The sequence below is a fragment of the Streptococcus sp. 5004 genome (assembly GCF_013276755.1).
Classification (GTDB): Bacteria; Bacillota; Bacilli; order Lactobacillales; family Streptococcaceae; genus Streptococcus.
Window position 1 is genome coordinate 78,061 of record NZ_VMLP01000004.1, and the last position, 15,763, is coordinate 93,823.

Sequence of the window (15,763 nt, forward strand, 5' to 3'; positions counted from 1 at the left end):
TTAAAAATTTTAGGATTTTTAACACAAGATATTGATTTTTCTTTTTAGAGTGGTATAATACTTTTTAGAAAGAATATTTTAGAAAAGAGCATGCATATGATTGCACTAGAAGAAAAAATTACAATTTTGCCAACTCTCTTCGTCGAGAAACGAGATGGGAGACGTGTTGTATTTGATGTGGATAAGATTGACAAAGCTCTCCACAAGGCGGCAGACAAGGTTATGGATGTGACACCCTTAGTCGAAAAGCGCCTCAATGCTCTGACAGAGCATATTGTCACAGAAATTCATAGTCGCTTTCCAAAGGGGGTTAAGATTTACGAAATTCAAAATATCGTAGAACATGAACTGCTTGAAGCCAAAGAATATGCGCTGGCTGAGGAGTATATTACTTATCGGACACAGAGGGATTTTGATCGTTCAAAAGCGACAGATATTAACTTTAGTATTCATAAGCTTCTTAATAAAGATCAGGCAGTTGTCAATGAAAATGCCAATAAAGATAGCGATGTCTTTAATACCCAGCGTGATTTGACAGCAGGCATTGTTGGGAAATCAATCGGACTGCAAATGCTTCCTAAGCACGTAGCCAATGCCCACCAAAAAGGGGATATCCACTATCATGATTTGGACTACAGCCCCTATACACCTATGACCAACTGCTGTTTGATTGATTTTAAAGGTATGTTGGAAAATGGTTTTAAGATTGGAAATGCAGAGGTAGAAAGTCCCAAGTCTATCCAGACTGCGACAGCTCAGATTTCCCAAATTATCGCCAACGTTGCTTCTAGCCAGTACGGTGGCTGTTCAGCTGACCGTATCGATGAAGTTTTGGCGCCTTATGCAGAGAAGAACTATCAAAAACATCTCAAAGATGCAGAAGAATGGGTCTTGCCTGAAAAACGGGAAGATTATGCTTGGAAGAAAACGCAAAAAGACATTTATGATGCCATGCAATCCCTTGAGTATGAAATCAATACTCTCTTCACTTCAAATGGCCAAACACCTTTTACTTCGCTAGGTTTTGGTCTAGGAACCAGTCGTTTTGAGCGTGAAATTCAAAAAGCTATCTTGAACATCCGAATCAAGGGACTTGGTTCAGAACACCGCACAGCTATCTTCCCTAAACTTATCTTCACGCTTAAAAGAGGACTCAACTTAGAAGAAGGAACTCCCAACTACGACATCAAGCAGTTGGCCCTAGAGTGTGCAACCAAACGGATGTATCCAGACGTTTTATCTTACGATAAGATTGTTGACTTGACAGGTTCTTTTAAGGTGCCTATGGGTTGCCGTTCGTTTCTTCAAGGGTGGAAGGATGAAAATGGTGTCGAGGTCAATTCAGGTCGGATGAATCTAGGTGTTGTGACGGTCAACCTTCCTCGTATTGCCCTCGAATCTGAGGGCGACATGAATAAGTTCTGGGAAATCTTCAACGAGCGTATGAATATCGCTGAAGATGCTCTGGTTTACCGTGTCGAACGCACTAAAGAGGCGACACCAGCGAATGCTCCTATCCTTTATCAGTACGGTGCTTTTGGCCATCGTCTAGGTAAAGAAGAAAATGTTGACCAGCTCTTTAAGAATCGTCGGGCAACAGTTTCGCTGGGCTATATCGGTTTGTATGAAGTAGCGACTGTTTTCTTTGGTAACAGCTGGGAAAGCAATCCAGATGCTAAGGAATTCACGCTAGACATCATTCGTGATATGAAACGCCGTGTAGAAGAGTGGTCTGACCAATATGGCTATCATTTCTCTATCTACTCAACCCCATCTGAAAGTCTGACAGACCGTTTCTGTAGACTAGATACAGAGAAGTTCGGTTCTATTCCTGATATCACAGACAAGGAATACTACACTAACTCTTTCCACTACGATGTTCGTAAAAATCCAACACCGTTTGAAAAATTAGACTTTGAGAAAGTCTATCCAGAAGCAGGTGCGTCAGGTGGTTTCATCCATTATTGTGAGTATCCAGTCCTTCAGCAAAATCCTAAAGCCTTGGAAGCTGTCTGGGATTATGCTTATGACCGTGTGGGCTATCTTGGGACCAATACTCCAATAGACCGTTGCTACAAGTGTGACTTTGAAGGGGATTTTGAACCAACTGAGAGAGGATTTGCTTGTCCAAACTGTGGGAATAGCGATCCTAAAACAGTAGATGTGGTGAAACGAACTTGTGGCTATCTTGGCAATCCTCAAGCGAGACCGATGGTCAACGGCCGTCACAAAGAAATTGCTGCGCGTGTCAAACATATGAATGGCTCAACGATTAAAATAGCTGGTCATCAAGTAACAAATTAGAAAGAACTGAAATGGGAAAATATCAATTAGATGATAAGGGGCGTGCACAAGTGACCCGTTATCATGAAAAGCATTCGAAAGGTGGAGTGAGCAAAAAAGAACGCTTGCTCAACCTCAGAGAACAATTTTTAAATAAGAATAAGAAAAAGTGAGGGATTTCTCTCGCTTTTCTCTTAGTGGGAGGTGAAAATGGAACTGCGCAGACCAAGATTAGCAGATAAAGCAACAGTTTTAGACATGATGGCAGAGTTTGAGCAGACCCAATCAGCCCATGATGGTGGTTTCTGGAATACAGAGAACTTTGTGTATAAAGAGTGGTTGGAAACAAATATGCAAAAAGAGATGGGAATAAACTTGCCTGAAAATCGTGTTCCTTCTATTCAATTTGTATCATTTGATGATGTAGGTTGTGCTCTAGGATTTTTGAATCTGCGATTGAGACTGAATGAGGGTTTACTGAATTATGCTGGTCATATTGGCTACTCCATTCGTCCGTCAGAAAGAGGCAAAGGTTATGCGAAAGAAACTCTCCGTCAGGGCTTGCAAGTTGCTAAAGAAAAGAACATCAAGAAGGCTCTGGTGACCTGTAGCGTGAATAATCCTGCTAGTAGAGCAGTCATTCTAGCAAATGGAGGTCTCATTGAGGATGTTCGTGATGGAGTCGAGCGTTATTGGATAGAGGTAGCGAATGAATAATCCAAAACCACAAGAATGGAAAAGTGAGGAGCTCAGCAAAGGACGTATCATCGACTACAAGGCCTTTAACTTTGTGGATGGAGAAGGTGTGCGGAACTCCCTCTATGTATCAGGCTGCATGTTTCACTGCGAGGGATGTTATAATGTTGCGACTTGGTCTTTTAATGCTGGCATTCCCTATACAGCAGAATTAGAAGAACAAATCATGGAAGATCTCGCTCAACCTTATGTTCAAGGCTTGACCTTGCTGGGAGGAGAGCCTTTTCTCAATACTGGTATTCTCTTGCCACTCGTTAAGCGCATTCGGAGGGAATTGCCAGACAAGGACATCTGGTCCTGGACGGGCTACACTTGGGAAGAAATGATGCTGGAGACTCCAGACAAACTGGAACTCTTGTCCATGATTGATATTCTTGTCGATGGGCGATATGATCGAACTAAGAGAAATCTTATGCTCCAGTTTCGAGGTTCGTCCAATCAACGAATTATAGATGTGCAAAAATCGCTCCAAAGTGGGCAAGTAGTGATTTGGGACAAGCTTAATGACGGAAAAGAAAGCTATGAACAGGTGAAGAGAGAATGAAGAAAAAAGACTTAGTAGACCAACTAGTCTCAGAGATCGAGACGGGGAAAGTCAGGACACTGGGAATATACGGTCATGGGGCTTCGGGTAAATCAACTTTTGCACAGGAATTGTACCAAGCTTTAGATTCTACTACAGTAAATTTGCTAGAAACAGATCCCTATATCACCTCAGAACGCCATCTGGTAGTACCCAAGGACGAGCCAAATCAAAAGGTGACAGCCTGTCTGCCGGTGGCACATGAATTGGCAAGTTTGCGGAGAGATATCTTAGCCTTGCAGGCAGGTATGGATATCTTAACAATTGAAGAACCTTGGAAAGCTAGTGAGGTCTTGTCTGGAGCAAAACCGATTTTGATTGTCGAAGGGATGTCTGTAGGCTTTTTACCCAAGGAACTCTTTGACAAAACCATCTGTTTCTACACGGATGAGGAGACCGAATTAAAGCGACGCCTTGCTAGAGATACGACTGTGAGAAATCGCGATGCCTCCTTTATATTGGCTAGCCACCAGATGAGACGGGAGCAGTATCTGCGATACTATAAAGAAACTGAGTCAAGGGCGGACATTCTAGTGGACCAATCAGAAGGTAAATTTGAGGTCAAGAGGACTTAACTTATATAGAAGAAAATCCCTAATTTTAAAAAGAAAAAATAGGAAAACAGTTTCATCCCAAAAAAACGAAAAAAATCTAACAAATCCCTTGCAATCGCAGGGGCTTTGTGTTATTCTATTATGGTGCTGTAAATTACAGCTTTAGCTTTGATGCAAGAGGTTGCGACACGCTCGGTTGCATTGCCACGCAACACCGCGTCGGTTTTCTTGTGGAGCTAGCCTATTATCTTAAATAGACGAAAAGGAGAAAAAGATGGCAAACAAAAAAATCCGTATCCGTTTGAAAGCTTACGAACACCGTACGCTTGACACAGCGGCTGCAAAAATCGTAGAATCAGCTACTCGTACAGGTGCACAAGTTGCGGGTCCAATCCCACTTCCAACTGAACGTAGCCTCTACACAATCATTCGTGCGACTCACAAATACAAAGACTCTCGCGAACAATTTGAAATGCGTACACACAAACGTTTGATCGATATCGTTAACCCAACTCAAAAAACAGTTGATGCCTTGATGAAATTGGATCTTCCAAGTGGTGTAAACGTAGAAATCAAACTTTAATCTAAAATATAAAAGAGCAGAGGCTGGTGTTTCAATCTAATTGAACACGGGCTAAACTCGGTGTGGAAAAAATAAACTTCCTAGTGTCTGCCAGACACTGCGTCAGTTTCCTATTTTCACTTTGAGTTTGACGCCCTTTGTATCTTAGACTTGAGCATAAAAAACGCTCGTTAAAAACTTTTTGAATAAAAAATATAGAAAAGGAACTATTTTCTCATGACAAAAGGAATCTTAGGGAAAAAAGTGGGAATGACTCAAATCTTCACTGAAGCTGGCGAATTGATCCCTGTAACAGTTATTGAAGCAACTCCAAACGTTGTTCTTCAAGTTAAAACTGTTGAAACAGACGGATACAACGCTATCCAAGTTGGTTTCGATGACAAACGCGAAGTATTGAGCAACAAACCTGCTAAAGGACATGTAGCGAAAGCTAACACGGCTCCTAAGCGCTTCATTCGTGAATTCAAAAACGTTGAAGGCTTGGAAGTTGGTGCTGAAATCACAGTTGAAACATTCGCAGCTGGAGACGTTGTTGACGTAACTGGTACTTCTAAAGGTAAAGGTTTCCAAGGTGTTATCAAACGCCACGGACAATCACGTGGACCAATGGCTCACGGTTCTCGTTACCACCGTCGTCCAGGTTCTATGGGACCTGTTGCACCTAACCGCGTATTCAAAGGTAAAAACCTTGCAGGACGTATGGGTGGCGACCGCGTAACAATTCAAAACCTTGAAGTTGTACAAGTTGTTCCAGAAAAGAACGTTATCCTTATCAAAGGTAACGTACCAGGTGCTAAGAAATCTCTTATCACTATCAAATCAGCAGTTAAAGCTGGTAAATAATAAGGAAAGGGGAATACAGTCAAAATGGCAAACGTAACATTATTTGACCAAACTGGTAAAGAAGCTGGCCAAGTTGTTCTTAACGATGCAGTATTTGGTATTGAACCAAATGAATCAGTTGTGTTTGATGTAATCATCAGCCAACGCGCAAGCCTTCGCCAAGGAACACACGCTGTTAAAAACCGCTCTGCAGTATCAGGTGGTGGACGCAAACCATGGCGTCAAAAAGGAACTGGACGTGCTCGTCAAGGTTCTATCCGCTCACCACAATGGCGTGGTGGTGGTGTTGTCTTCGGACCAACTCCACGTTCATACGGCTACAAACTTCCACAAAAAGTTCGTCGCCTAGCTCTTAAATCAGTTTACTCTGAAAAAGTTGCTGAAAACAAATTTGTAGCCGTTGATTCTCTTGAATTTACAGCTCCAAAAACTGCTGAATTTGCAAAAGTTCTTGCAGCATTGAGCATCGATTCTAAAGTTCTTGTTATCCTTGAAGAAGGAAATGAATTCGCAGCTCTTTCAGCTCGTAACCTTCCAAACGTGAAAGTTGCAACTGCTACAACTGCAAGTGTTCTTGACATCGCAAATAGCGACAAACTTCTTGTCACACAAGCAGCTATCTCTAAAATCGAGGAGGTTCTTGCATAATGAATTTGTATGATGTTATCAAAAAACCTGTTATCACTGAAAGCTCAATGGCTCAACTTGAAGCAGGCAAATATGTATTTGAAGTTGACACTCGTGCACACAAACTTTTGATCAAGCAAGCTGTTGAAGCTGCTTTCGAAGGTGTTAAAGTTGCCAATGTTAACACAATCAACGTAAAACCAAAAGCTAAACGTGTTGGACGTTACACTGGTTTTACTAACAAAACTAAAAAAGCTATCATCACACTTACAGCTGATTCAAAAGCAATCGAGTTGTTTGCTGCTGAAGCTGAATAATCTAAGGAGGAAATATCGTGGGAATTCGTGTTTATAAACCAACAACAAACGGTCGCCGTAATATGACTTCTTTGGATTTCGCTGAAATCACAACAAGCACTCCTGAAAAATCATTGCTTGTTGCTTTGAAGAGCAAGGCTGGTCGTAACAACAACGGTCGTATCACAGTTCGTCACCAAGGTGGTGGACACAAACGTTTCTACCGTTTGGTTGACTTCAAACGTAACAAAGACAACGTTGAAGCAGTTGTTAAAACAATCGAGTACGATCCAAACCGTTCTGCAAACATCGCTCTTGTACACTACACTGACGGTGTGAAAGCATACATCATCGCTCCAAAAGGTCTTGAAGTAGGTCAACGTATCGTTTCAGGTCCAGAAGCAGATATCAAAGTCGGAAACGCTCTTCCACTTGCTAACATCCCAGTTGGTACTTTGATCCACAACATCGAGTTGAAACCAGGTCGTGGTGGTGAATTGGTACGTGCTGCTGGTGCATCTGCTCAAGTATTGGGTTCTGAAGGTAAATACGTTCTTGTTCGTCTTCAATCAGGTGAAGTTCGTATGATTCTTGGAACTTGCCGTGCTACAGTTGGTGTTGTCGGAAACGAACAACATGGACTTGTAAACCTTGGTAAAGCAGGACGTAGCCGTTGGAAAGGTATCCGCCCAACAGTTCGTGGTTCTGTAATGAACCCTAACGATCACCCACACGGTGGTGGTGAAGGTAAAGCACCAGTTGGTCGTAAAGCACCATCTACTCCATGGGGCAAACCTGCTCTTGGTCTTAAAACTCGTAACAAGAAAGCGAAATCTGACAAACTTATCGTTCGTCGTCGCAACGAGAAATAATATTAAACTAGTCGCTTAAGCAACTAGTAAATCCGCCAGCTCGGTAGCGCTCCATAGGAGCGCAAGCCGCTGTGGTACAACATTTAAAGGAGAAAATATAAAAATGGGACGCAGTCTTAAAAAAGGACCTTTCGTCGATGAGCATTTGATGAAAAAAGTTGAAGCTCAAGCTAACGACGAAAAGAAAAAAGTTATTAAAACTTGGTCACGTCGTTCAACGATCTTCCCAAGTTTCATTGGTTACACTATCGCAGTTTATGACGGACGTAAACACGTACCTGTTTACATCCAAGAAGACATGGTAGGTCACAAACTTGGTGAATTTGCACCAACTCGTACTTACAAAGGTCACGCTGCAGACGACAAGAAAACACGTAGAAAATAAGGAGAACATAAATGGCAGAAATTACTTCAGCTAAAGCAATGGCTCGTACAGTACGTGTTTCACCTCGTAAATCACGTCTTGTTCTTGATAACATCCGTGGTAAAAGCGTAGCCGATGCAATCGCAATCTTGACATTCACTCCAAACAAAGCTGCTGAAATCATCTTGAAAGTTTTGAACTCAGCTGTAGCTAACGCTGAAAACAACTTTGGTTTGGATAAAGCTAACTTGGTAGTATCTGAAGCATTCGCAAACGAAGGACCAACTATGAAACGTTTCCGTCCACGTGCGAAAGGTTCAGCTTCACCAATCAACAAACGTACAGCTCACATCACTGTAGCTGTTGCAGAAAAATAAGGAGGTAAAATCGTGGGTCAAAAAGTACATCCAATTGGTATGCGTGTCGGCATCATCCGTGATTGGGATGCCAAATGGTATGCTGAAAAAGAATACGCGGATTACCTTCATGAAGATCTTGCAATCCGTAAATTCGTTCAAAAAGAACTTGCTGACGCAGCAGTTTCAACTATCGAAATTGAACGCGCAGTAAACAAAGTTAACGTTTCACTTCACACTGCTAAACCAGGTATGGTTATCGGTAAAGGTGGTGCTAACGTTGATGCACTCCGTGCAAAACTTAACAAATTGACTGGAAAACAAGTACACATCAACATCATCGAAATCAAACAACCTGATTTGGATGCTCACCTTGTAGGTGAAGGTATTGCTCGTCAATTGGAGCAACGTGTTGCTTTCCGTCGTGCACAAAAACAAGCAATCCAACGTGCAATGCGTGCTGGAGCTAAAGGAATCAAAACTCAAGTATCAGGTCGTTTGAACGGTGCAGACATCGCCCGTGCTGAAGGATACTCTGAAGGAACTGTTCCACTTCACACACTTCGTGCAGATATCGATTACGCTTGGGAAGAAGCAGATACTACATACGGTAAACTTGGTGTTAAAGTATGGATCTACCGTGGTGAAGTTCTTCCAGCTCGCAAAAACACTAAAGGAGGTAAATAACCAATGTTAGTACCTAAACGTGTTAAACACCGTCGTGAATTCCGTGGAAAAATGCGCGGTGAAGCAAAAGGTGGAAAAGAAGTAGCATTCGGTGAATACGGTCTTCAAGCTACAACTAGCCACTGGATCACTAACCGCCAAATCGAAGCTGCTCGTATCGCCATGACTCGTTACATGAAACGTGGTGGTAAAGTTTGGATTAAAATCTTCCCACACAAATCATACACTGCTAAAGCTATCGGTGTGCGTATGGGATCTGGTAAAGGGGCACCTGAAGGTTGGGTAGCACCAGTTAAACGTGGTAAAGTGATGTTCGAAATCGCTGGTGTATCTGAAGAAATCGCTCGCGAAGCGCTTCGTCTTGCTAGCCACAAATTGCCAGTTAAATGTAAATTCGTAAAACGTGAAGCAGAATAAGGAGAAGGCATGAAACTTAATGAAGTAAAAGAATTTGTTAAAGAACTTCGTGGTCTTTCTCAAGAAGAACTCGCGAAGCGCGAAAACGAATTGAAAAAAGAATTGTTTGAACTTCGTTTCCAAGCTGCTACTGGTCAATTGGAACAAACAGCTCGCTTGAAAGAAGTTAAAAAACAAATCGCTCGTATCAAAACAGTTCAATCTGAAGCGAAATAATAGACTAGGGAAGGAGAAATTTCAATGGAACGCAATAATCGTAAAGTTCTTGTTGGACGTGTTGTATCTGACAAAATGGACAAGACAATCACAGTTGTAGTTGAAACAAAACGTAACCACCCAGTCTATGGTAAACGTATTAACTACTCTAAAAAATACAAAGCTCATGATGAAAACAATGTTGCCAAAGAAGGCGATATCGTACGTATCATGGAAACTCGTCCGCTTTCAGCTACAAAACGTTTCCGTCTTGTAGAAGTTGTTGAAGAAGCGGTCATCATCTAATCAAACCTGAAAGGAGAAAACTGAAATGATTCAAACAGAAACTCGTTTGAAAGTCGCAGACAACAGCGGTGCTCGCGAAATCTTGACTATCAAAGTTCTTGGTGGTTCAGGACGTAAATTTGCAAACATCGGTGATGTTATCGTGGCATCTGTAAAACAAGCTACTCCTGGTGGTGCGGTTAAAAAAGGTGACGTTGTTAAAGCAGTTATCGTTCGTACTAAATCAGGTGCTCGTCGTGCTGATGGTTCATACATCAAATTTGACGAAAACGCAGCAGTTATCATCCGTGAAGACAAAACTCCTCGCGGAACACGTATCTTTGGTCCAGTTGCACGTGAATTACGTGAAGGTGGCTTCATGAAGATCGTGTCACTTGCTCCAGAAGTACTTTAATTTTTAGAAACAAACTAGTCCCCTAGCTTCAAGCTAGGGTGCCCTTATGGGCGTAAGAAAAATCAAGGAGAAACCTAATGTTTGTAAAAAAAGGCGACAAAGTTCGCGTAATCGCTGGTAAAGATAAGGGAACAGAAGCTGTTGTCCTTACTGCCCTTCCAAAAGTAAACAAAGTTATCGTTGAAGGTGTTAACATCGTTAAGAAACACCAACGTCCAACTAACGAGCTTCCTCAAGGTGGGATCATCGAAAAAGAAGCAGCTATCCACGTATCAAACGTTCAAGTTTTGGACAAAAATGGTGTGGCTGGTCGTGTTGGTTACAAATTTGTAGACGGTAAAAAAGTTCGCTACAACAAAAAATCAGGCGAAGTACTTGATTAATCACGAAGGAAAGGAGAAGTATAATGGCAAATCGTTTAAAAGAAAAATATCTTAATGAAGTAGTTCCTGCTTTGACAGAACAATTCAACTACTCATCAGTGATGGCTGTGCCTAAAGTAGATAAGATCGTTTTGAACATGGGTGTTGGTGAAGCTGTATCAAACGCTAAAAGCCTTGAAAAAGCTGCTGAAGAATTGGCACTTATCTCAGGTCAAAAACCACTTATCACTAAAGCTAAAAAATCAATCGCCGGCTTCCGTCTTCGTGAAGGTGTTGCGATCGGTGCAAAAGTTACCCTTCGTGGTGAACGTATGTACGAATTCTTGGATAAATTGGTTTCAGTTTCACTTCCACGTGTACGTGACTTCCATGGTGTTCCAACAAAATCATTTGATGGACGCGGAAACTACACACTTGGTGTGAAAGAACAATTGATCTTCCCAGAAATCAACTTTGATGACGTTGACAAAACTCGTGGTCTTGACATCGTTATCGTAACAACTGCTAACACTGACGAAGAGTCACGTGCATTGCTTACAGGCCTTGGAATGCCTTTTGCAAAATAATATAGGAGGTAAATCTAATGGCTAAAAAATCAATGATTGCTAAGAACAAACGTCCAGCGAAGTTCTCTACTCAAGCTTATACTCGTTGTGAAAAATGTGGTCGCCCACATTCAGTTTACCGCAAATTTAAACTTTGCCGTGTTTGCTTCCGTGAATTAGCTTACAAAGGACAAATTCCTGGTGTAACAAAAGCATCTTGGTAATATCATGATACAAAGAGCGTGACAACCACAGCAAAAATAGGAAATTTGGTGAAGGAGCGATGCTCCAAAACAAATTTATCTTTTTTGCACAGGTTGTAGCTCGTGTTCAAATAAGAGTTATCTCATTTGAATGTGTCAATACTATCTGAGCCCAGCTCAATCATTAACTAGCAAGTGCAACTTGCAAACTACTAGTAAGAGGAGAAAAACAAAATGGTTATGACTGACCCAATCGCAGACTTCCTAACTCGTATTCGTAACGCTAACCAAGCAAAACACGAAGTACTTGAAGTACCTGCATCAAATATCAAAAAAGGGATTGCTGAAATCCTTAAACGCGAAGGTTTTGTAAAAAACGTTGAAATCATCGAAGATGACAAACAAGGCATCATCCGTGTATTCCTTAAATACGGACCAAACGGTGAAAAAGTTATCACTAACTTGAAACGTGTTTCTAAACCAGGACTTCGTGTCTACAAAAAACGTGAAGACCTTCCAAAAGTTCTTAACGGACTTGGAATTGCTATCCTTTCAACTTCTGAAGGTTTGCTTACTGATAAAGAAGCACGCCAAAAGAATGTTGGTGGCGAGGTTATCGCTTACGTTTGGTAATTGATGATGTGAGAGCGTTAAAAGAATGCAGTGAAAATAGGAAGTTTGTAGCAGGAGCGATGCTCCAAGACAAACTTATCTTTTTCACCAAATTCTTAGCTCGAACTCAAATCAAGATACAAAGCTTGTTAGAGCGTGTTCAGTTCAGCTCTTGAACTAAATAAGTATCTGAACCCCGTGAAAACTGGCCGTTATGGCCTGACAATTTAACAGGAGAAAATAAACATGTCACGTATTGGTAATAAAGTTATCGTGTTGCCTGCTGGTGTTGAAATCACTAACAATGACAACGTTGTAACTGTAAAAGGACCTAAAGGAGAACTTACTCGTGAGTTCTCAAAAGATATTGAAATCCGTGTGGAAGGTACTGAAGTAACTCTTCACCGTCCAAACGATTCAAAAGAAATGAAAACTATCCACGGAACTACTCGTGCCCTTTTGAACAACATGGTTGTTGGTGTATCAGAAGGATTCAAGAAAGAACTTGAAATGCGCGGGGTTGGTTACCGTGCACAACTTCAAGGATCTAAACTTGTTTTGGCTGTTGGTAAATCTCATCCAGACGAAGTTGAAGCTCCAGAAGGAATTACTTTTGAACTTCCAAACCCAACAACAATCGTTGTTAGCGGAATTTCAAAAGAAGTAGTTGGTCAAACAGCTGCTTATGTACGTAGCCTTCGTTCACCAGAACCATATAAAGGTAAAGGTATCCGTTACGTTGGTGAATTCGTTCGCCGTAAAGAAGGTAAAACAGGTAAATAATGTTGAGTGGTTGATTCTCAACCACCAACCTATTTTCCAACTTTGTGCATAGCACACGATTTAAAACTAAAGAGGTGAAAACTGTGATTTCAAAACCAGATAAAAACAAACTCCGCCAAAAACGCCACCGTCGCGTTCGCGGAAAACTCTCTGGAACTGCTGATCGCCCACGTTTGAACGTATTCCGTTCTAATACAGGCATCTACGCTCAAGTGATTGATGACGTAGCGGGTGTAACGCTCGCAAGTGCTTCAACTCTTGACAAAGAAGTTTCAAAAGGAACTAAAACTGAACAAGCCGTTGCTGTCGGTAAACTCGTTGCAGAACGTGCAAACGCTAAAGGTATTTCAGAAGTGGTGTTCGACCGCGGTGGATATCTATATCACGGACGTGTGAAAGCTTTGGCTGATGCAGCTCGTGAAAACGGATTGAAATTCTAATAGGAGGACACTAGAAAATGGCATTTAAAGACAATGCAGTTGAATTAGAAGAACGCGTAGTTGCTGTCAACCGTGTTACAAAAGTTGTTAAAGGTGGACGTCGTCTTCGTTTCGCAGCTCTTGTTGTTGTTGGTGACCACAACGGTCGCGTAGGATTTGGTACTGGTAAAGCTCAAGAAGTTCCAGAAGCAATCCGTAAAGCAGTAGATGATGCTAAGAAAAACTTGATCGAAGTTCCTATGGTTGGAACAACAATTCCACACGAAGTTCTTTCAGAATTCGGTGGAGCTAAAGTATTGTTGAAACCTGCTGTAGAAGGTTCTGGAGTTGCCGCTGGTGGTGCAGTTCGTGCCGTTGTGGAATTGGCAGGTGTGGCAGATATTACATCTAAATCACTTGGTTCTAACACTCCAATCAACATTGTTCGTGCAACTGTTGAAGGTTTGAAACAATTGAAACGCGCTGAAGAAGTTGCTGCCCTTCGTGGTATTTCAGTTTCTGATTTGGCATAAGAAAGGGGATAAAATGGCTCAAATTAAAATTACTTTGACTAAGTCTCCAATCGGACGCATTCCATCACAACGTAAAACTGTTGTAGCACTTGGACTTGGCAAATTGAACAGCTCTGTTATTAAAGAAGATAACGCTGCTATCCGTGGTATGATCACTGCAGTATCTCACTTGGTAACAGTTGAAGAAGTAAACTAATGAATTTTTAGGGGATGTGCACTATACCATCCCCTAAAACTAGATATAGTCATCTATGATGACGTCGTATAGGCGAGTTGATGGGGGAGACAACCTTTTCTCCCTTATCGGCGCTAGCATTTTACAAAAGAGGAGAAAATAAAAATGAAACTTCATGAATTGAAACCTGCAGAAGGTTCTCGTAAAGTACGTAACCGCGTTGGTCGTGGTACTTCATCAGGTAACGGTAAAACATCTGGTCGTGGTCAAAAAGGTCAAAAAGCTCGTAGCGGTGGCGGAGTTCGCCTTGGTTTTGAAGGTGGACAAACTCCATTGTTCCGTCGTCTTCCAAAACGTGGATTCACTAGCATCAACGCTAAAGAATACGCAATTGTGAACCTTGACCAATTGAACGTCTTTGAAGATGGTGCTGAAGTAACTCCAGTTGTTCTTATCGAAGCAGGAATTGTTAAAGCTGAAAAATCAGGTATTAAAATTCTTGGTAACGGTGAGTTGACTAAGAAATTGACTGTGAAAGCAGCTAAATTCTCTAAATCAGCTGAAGAAGCTATCACTGCTAAAGGTGGTTCAGTAGAAGTCATCTAAGAGAGGTGACCTATGTTTTTTAAATTATTAAGAGAAGCTCTTAAAGTCAAGCAGGTTCGATCAAAAATTTTATTTACAATTTTTATCGTTTTGGTCTTTCGTATCGGGACTAGCATTACAGTTCCTGGTGTGAATGCCAATAGCTTGAATGCTTTAAGTGGATTATCCTTCTTAAACATGTTGAGCTTGGTGTCGGGGAATGCCCTAAAAAACTTTTCGATTTTTGCCCTAGGAGTTAGTCCCTATATCACCGCTTCTATCGTTGTCCAACTCTTGCAAATGGATATTTTACCCAAGTTTGTAGAGTGGGGGAAACAAGGGGAAGTAGGCCGAAGAAAATTGAATCAAGCTACTCGTTATATTGCTCTAGTTCTCGCTTTTGTGCAATCTATCGGGATTACAGCTGGTTTTAATACCTTGGCTGGAGCTCAATTGATTAAAACTGCTTTAACTCCACAAGTTTTTCTGACGATTGGTATCATCTTAACAGCTGGTAGTATGATTGTCACTTGGTTGGGAGAGCAAATTACAGATAAGGGATACGGAAATGGTGTTTCCATGATTATCTTTGCCGGGATTGTTGCCTCAATTCCAGAGATGATTCAGGGCATCTATGTGGACTATTTTGTGAACGTCCCAAGTAGCCGTATCACTTCATCTATCATTTTCGTAATCATTTTGATTATTACTGTATTGTTGATCATTTACTTTACAACTTATGTTCAACAAGCAGAATACAAAATTCCAATCCAATATACTAAGGTTGCACAAGGTGCTCCATCTAGCTCTTACCTTCCATTGAAGGTAAACCCTGCTGGAGTTATTCCTGTTATCTTTGCAAGTTCCATTACTGCAGCGCCTGCGGCGATTCTTCAATTTTTGAGTGCTACAGGTCATGATTGGGCTTGGGTAAGGGTAGCACAAGAGATGTTGGCAACCACTTCTCCAACTGGTATTGCCATGTATGCTTTATTGATTATTCTCTTTACATTCTTCTATACGTTTGTACAGATTAATCCTGAAAAAGCGGCAGAGAACCTACAAAAGAGTGGTGCCTATATCCATGGAGTTCGTCCTGGTAAAGGTACAGAAGAATATATGTCTAAACTTCTTCGTCGTCTTGCAACAGTTGGTTCCCTCTTTCTTGGTGTGATTTCCATTTTGCCGATTGCAGCTAAAGATGTATTTGGTCTTTCTGATGTTGTTGCCTTTGGTGGAACAAGTCTCTTGATCATTATCTCTACTGGTATCGAAGGAATCAAGCAATTGGAAGGTTACCTATTGAAACGTAAGTATGTTGGTTTCATGGATAGAACAGAATAAAAGTATTTACTGATACTCTTCGAAAATCAAATTCAAACCACGTCAGCTTTATCTGCAACCTCAAA

At 41.4% G+C, this 15,763-nt stretch carries 27 protein-coding genes; all 27 read left to right on the plus strand.

Going from position 1 to position 15,763, the window contains the following annotated elements:
* Positions 1–96: 96 nt before the first annotated feature.
* The 27 genes from nrdD to secY all read left to right on the plus strand — a co-directional run bounded on the left by nrdD (position 97) and on the right by secY (position 15,698).
* Positions 97–2,304, plus strand: a complete 2,208-nt coding sequence (gene nrdD, locus HT685_RS01795; RefSeq protein ID WP_173225151.1) for an anaerobic ribonucleoside-triphosphate reductase — start codon at positions 97–99, stop codon at positions 2,302–2,304.
* An 11-nt stretch (positions 2,305–2,315) separates the two neighbouring features.
* Positions 2,316–2,456, plus strand: a complete 141-nt coding sequence (locus tag HT685_RS01800) for a hypothetical protein (RefSeq protein ID WP_000521632.1) — start codon at positions 2,316–2,318, stop codon at positions 2,454–2,456.
* A gap of 37 nt (positions 2,457–2,493) precedes the next feature.
* Positions 2,494–3,000, plus strand: a complete 507-nt coding sequence (locus HT685_RS01805) for a GNAT family N-acetyltransferase (RefSeq protein WP_173225154.1) — start codon at positions 2,494–2,496, stop codon at positions 2,998–3,000.
* Positions 2,993–3,583: an anaerobic ribonucleoside-triphosphate reductase activating protein gene (gene nrdG, locus HT685_RS01810; RefSeq protein WP_173225158.1), complete on the plus strand. Its 591-nt coding sequence runs from the start codon at positions 2,993–2,995 to the stop codon at positions 3,581–3,583. The genes HT685_RS01805 and nrdG overlap by 8 nt, the downstream gene beginning before the upstream one ends.
* On the plus strand, positions 3,580–4,197 hold the full coding sequence (locus HT685_RS01815) for a phosphoribulokinase (protein ID WP_173225161.1): 618 nt from the start codon (positions 3,580–3,582) through the stop codon (positions 4,195–4,197). The genes nrdG and HT685_RS01815 overlap by 4 nt, the downstream gene beginning before the upstream one ends.
* 253 nt (positions 4,198–4,450) lie before the next feature.
* Positions 4,451–4,759 (plus strand): 30S ribosomal protein S10, encoded by a 309-nt coding sequence (gene rpsJ / locus HT685_RS01820; RefSeq protein WP_001284513.1) that lies wholly within the window; start codon positions 4,451–4,453, stop codon positions 4,757–4,759.
* 216 nt (positions 4,760–4,975) lie between these two features.
* Complete coding sequence (gene rplC, locus HT685_RS01825; RefSeq protein ID WP_000160197.1) at positions 4,976–5,602, plus strand: 50S ribosomal protein L3; 627 nt, start codon at positions 4,976–4,978, stop codon at positions 5,600–5,602.
* 24 nt (positions 5,603–5,626) lie between these two features.
* Positions 5,627–6,250 (plus strand): 50S ribosomal protein L4, encoded by a 624-nt coding sequence (gene rplD / locus HT685_RS01830; RefSeq protein WP_000024539.1) that lies wholly within the window; start codon positions 5,627–5,629, stop codon positions 6,248–6,250.
* The gene (locus HT685_RS01835; RefSeq protein WP_001055347.1) at positions 6,250–6,546 is read left to right on the plus strand and encodes a 50S ribosomal protein L23; all 297 of its coding nucleotides are present in this window, start codon (positions 6,250–6,252) and stop codon (positions 6,544–6,546) included. The genes rplD and HT685_RS01835 overlap by 1 nt, the downstream gene beginning before the upstream one ends.
* A 17-nt stretch (positions 6,547–6,563) precedes the next feature.
* Complete coding sequence (rplB, locus tag HT685_RS01840) at positions 6,564–7,397, plus strand: 50S ribosomal protein L2 (RefSeq protein WP_000512911.1); 834 nt, start codon at positions 6,564–6,566, stop codon at positions 7,395–7,397.
* A 103-nt stretch (positions 7,398–7,500) separates the two neighbouring features.
* On the plus strand, positions 7,501–7,782 hold the full coding sequence (gene rpsS, locus HT685_RS01845; RefSeq protein WP_000533766.1) for a 30S ribosomal protein S19: 282 nt from the start codon (positions 7,501–7,503) through the stop codon (positions 7,780–7,782).
* An 11-nt stretch (positions 7,783–7,793) separates the two neighbouring features.
* Positions 7,794–8,138 carry a 50S ribosomal protein L22 gene (rplV, locus tag HT685_RS01850; RefSeq protein WP_000818137.1) on the plus strand — a complete coding sequence of 115 codons (345 nt, stop codon included), beginning with the start codon at positions 7,794–7,796 and terminating at the stop codon, positions 8,136–8,138.
* Between the two features lie 12 nt (positions 8,139–8,150).
* Positions 8,151–8,804, plus strand: coding sequence for a 30S ribosomal protein S3 (rpsC, locus tag HT685_RS01855; RefSeq protein ID WP_000529936.1), 654 nt, complete (start codon positions 8,151–8,153; stop codon positions 8,802–8,804).
* Between the two features lie 3 nt (positions 8,805–8,807).
* Entirely contained in the window at positions 8,808–9,221 is a 414-nt protein-coding gene (rplP, locus tag HT685_RS01860) for a 50S ribosomal protein L16 (RefSeq protein ID WP_000960946.1), read from the plus strand.
* Positions 9,222–9,230: 9 nt separating this feature from the next.
* Positions 9,231–9,437 (plus strand): 50S ribosomal protein L29, encoded by a 207-nt coding sequence (gene rpmC / locus HT685_RS01865; RefSeq protein WP_000772918.1) that lies wholly within the window; start codon positions 9,231–9,233, stop codon positions 9,435–9,437.
* Positions 9,438–9,461: 24 nt separating this feature from the next.
* Positions 9,462–9,722 (plus strand): 30S ribosomal protein S17, encoded by a 261-nt coding sequence (gene rpsQ, locus HT685_RS01870; RefSeq protein WP_000440801.1) that lies wholly within the window; start codon positions 9,462–9,464, stop codon positions 9,720–9,722.
* Positions 9,723–9,747: 25 nt separating this feature from the next.
* Complete coding sequence (gene rplN, locus HT685_RS01875; protein WP_000616545.1) at positions 9,748–10,116, plus strand: 50S ribosomal protein L14; 369 nt, start codon at positions 9,748–9,750, stop codon at positions 10,114–10,116.
* 77 nt (positions 10,117–10,193) lie between these two features.
* Positions 10,194–10,499: a 50S ribosomal protein L24 gene (gene rplX, locus HT685_RS01880; protein WP_000497691.1), complete on the plus strand. Its 306-nt coding sequence runs from the start codon at positions 10,194–10,196 to the stop codon at positions 10,497–10,499.
* A 23-nt stretch (positions 10,500–10,522) separates the two neighbouring features.
* Positions 10,523–11,065, plus strand: coding sequence for a 50S ribosomal protein L5 (rplE, locus tag HT685_RS01885; RefSeq protein WP_000013542.1), 543 nt, complete (start codon positions 10,523–10,525; stop codon positions 11,063–11,065).
* 17 nt (positions 11,066–11,082) lie between these two features.
* Positions 11,083–11,268 (plus strand): type Z 30S ribosomal protein S14, encoded by a 186-nt coding sequence (locus HT685_RS01890; RefSeq protein WP_001085697.1) that lies wholly within the window; start codon positions 11,083–11,085, stop codon positions 11,266–11,268.
* 213 nt (positions 11,269–11,481) lie between these two features.
* Positions 11,482–11,880: a 30S ribosomal protein S8 gene (rpsH, locus tag HT685_RS01895; protein WP_000245504.1), complete on the plus strand. Its 399-nt coding sequence runs from the start codon at positions 11,482–11,484 to the stop codon at positions 11,878–11,880.
* A 225-nt stretch (positions 11,881–12,105) separates the two neighbouring features.
* Positions 12,106–12,642 carry a 50S ribosomal protein L6 gene (gene rplF / locus HT685_RS01900; RefSeq protein ID WP_000086626.1) on the plus strand — a complete coding sequence of 179 codons (537 nt, stop codon included), beginning with the start codon at positions 12,106–12,108 and terminating at the stop codon, positions 12,640–12,642.
* 83 nt (positions 12,643–12,725) lie between these two features.
* Entirely contained in the window at positions 12,726–13,082 is a 357-nt protein-coding gene (gene rplR, locus HT685_RS01905) for a 50S ribosomal protein L18 (protein WP_000624044.1), read from the plus strand.
* A gap of 17 nt (positions 13,083–13,099) precedes the next feature.
* A complete protein-coding gene (gene rpsE / locus HT685_RS01910) occupies positions 13,100–13,594 on the plus strand; it encodes a 30S ribosomal protein S5 (RefSeq protein WP_000874202.1) in 495 nt (164 codons plus the stop codon).
* A 13-nt stretch (positions 13,595–13,607) separates the two neighbouring features.
* Positions 13,608–13,790 carry a 50S ribosomal protein L30 gene (gene rpmD, locus HT685_RS01915; protein WP_000057241.1) on the plus strand — a complete coding sequence of 61 codons (183 nt, stop codon included), beginning with the start codon at positions 13,608–13,610 and terminating at the stop codon, positions 13,788–13,790.
* Positions 13,791–13,934: 144 nt separating this feature from the next.
* Positions 13,935–14,375, plus strand: a complete 441-nt coding sequence (gene rplO, locus HT685_RS01920; RefSeq protein ID WP_173225165.1) for a 50S ribosomal protein L15 — start codon at positions 13,935–13,937, stop codon at positions 14,373–14,375.
* A 12-nt stretch (positions 14,376–14,387) separates the two neighbouring features.
* Complete coding sequence (gene secY / locus HT685_RS01925; RefSeq protein WP_049511466.1) at positions 14,388–15,698, plus strand: preprotein translocase subunit SecY; 1,311 nt, start codon at positions 14,388–14,390, stop codon at positions 15,696–15,698.
* Positions 15,699–15,763 lie beyond the last annotated feature (65 nt).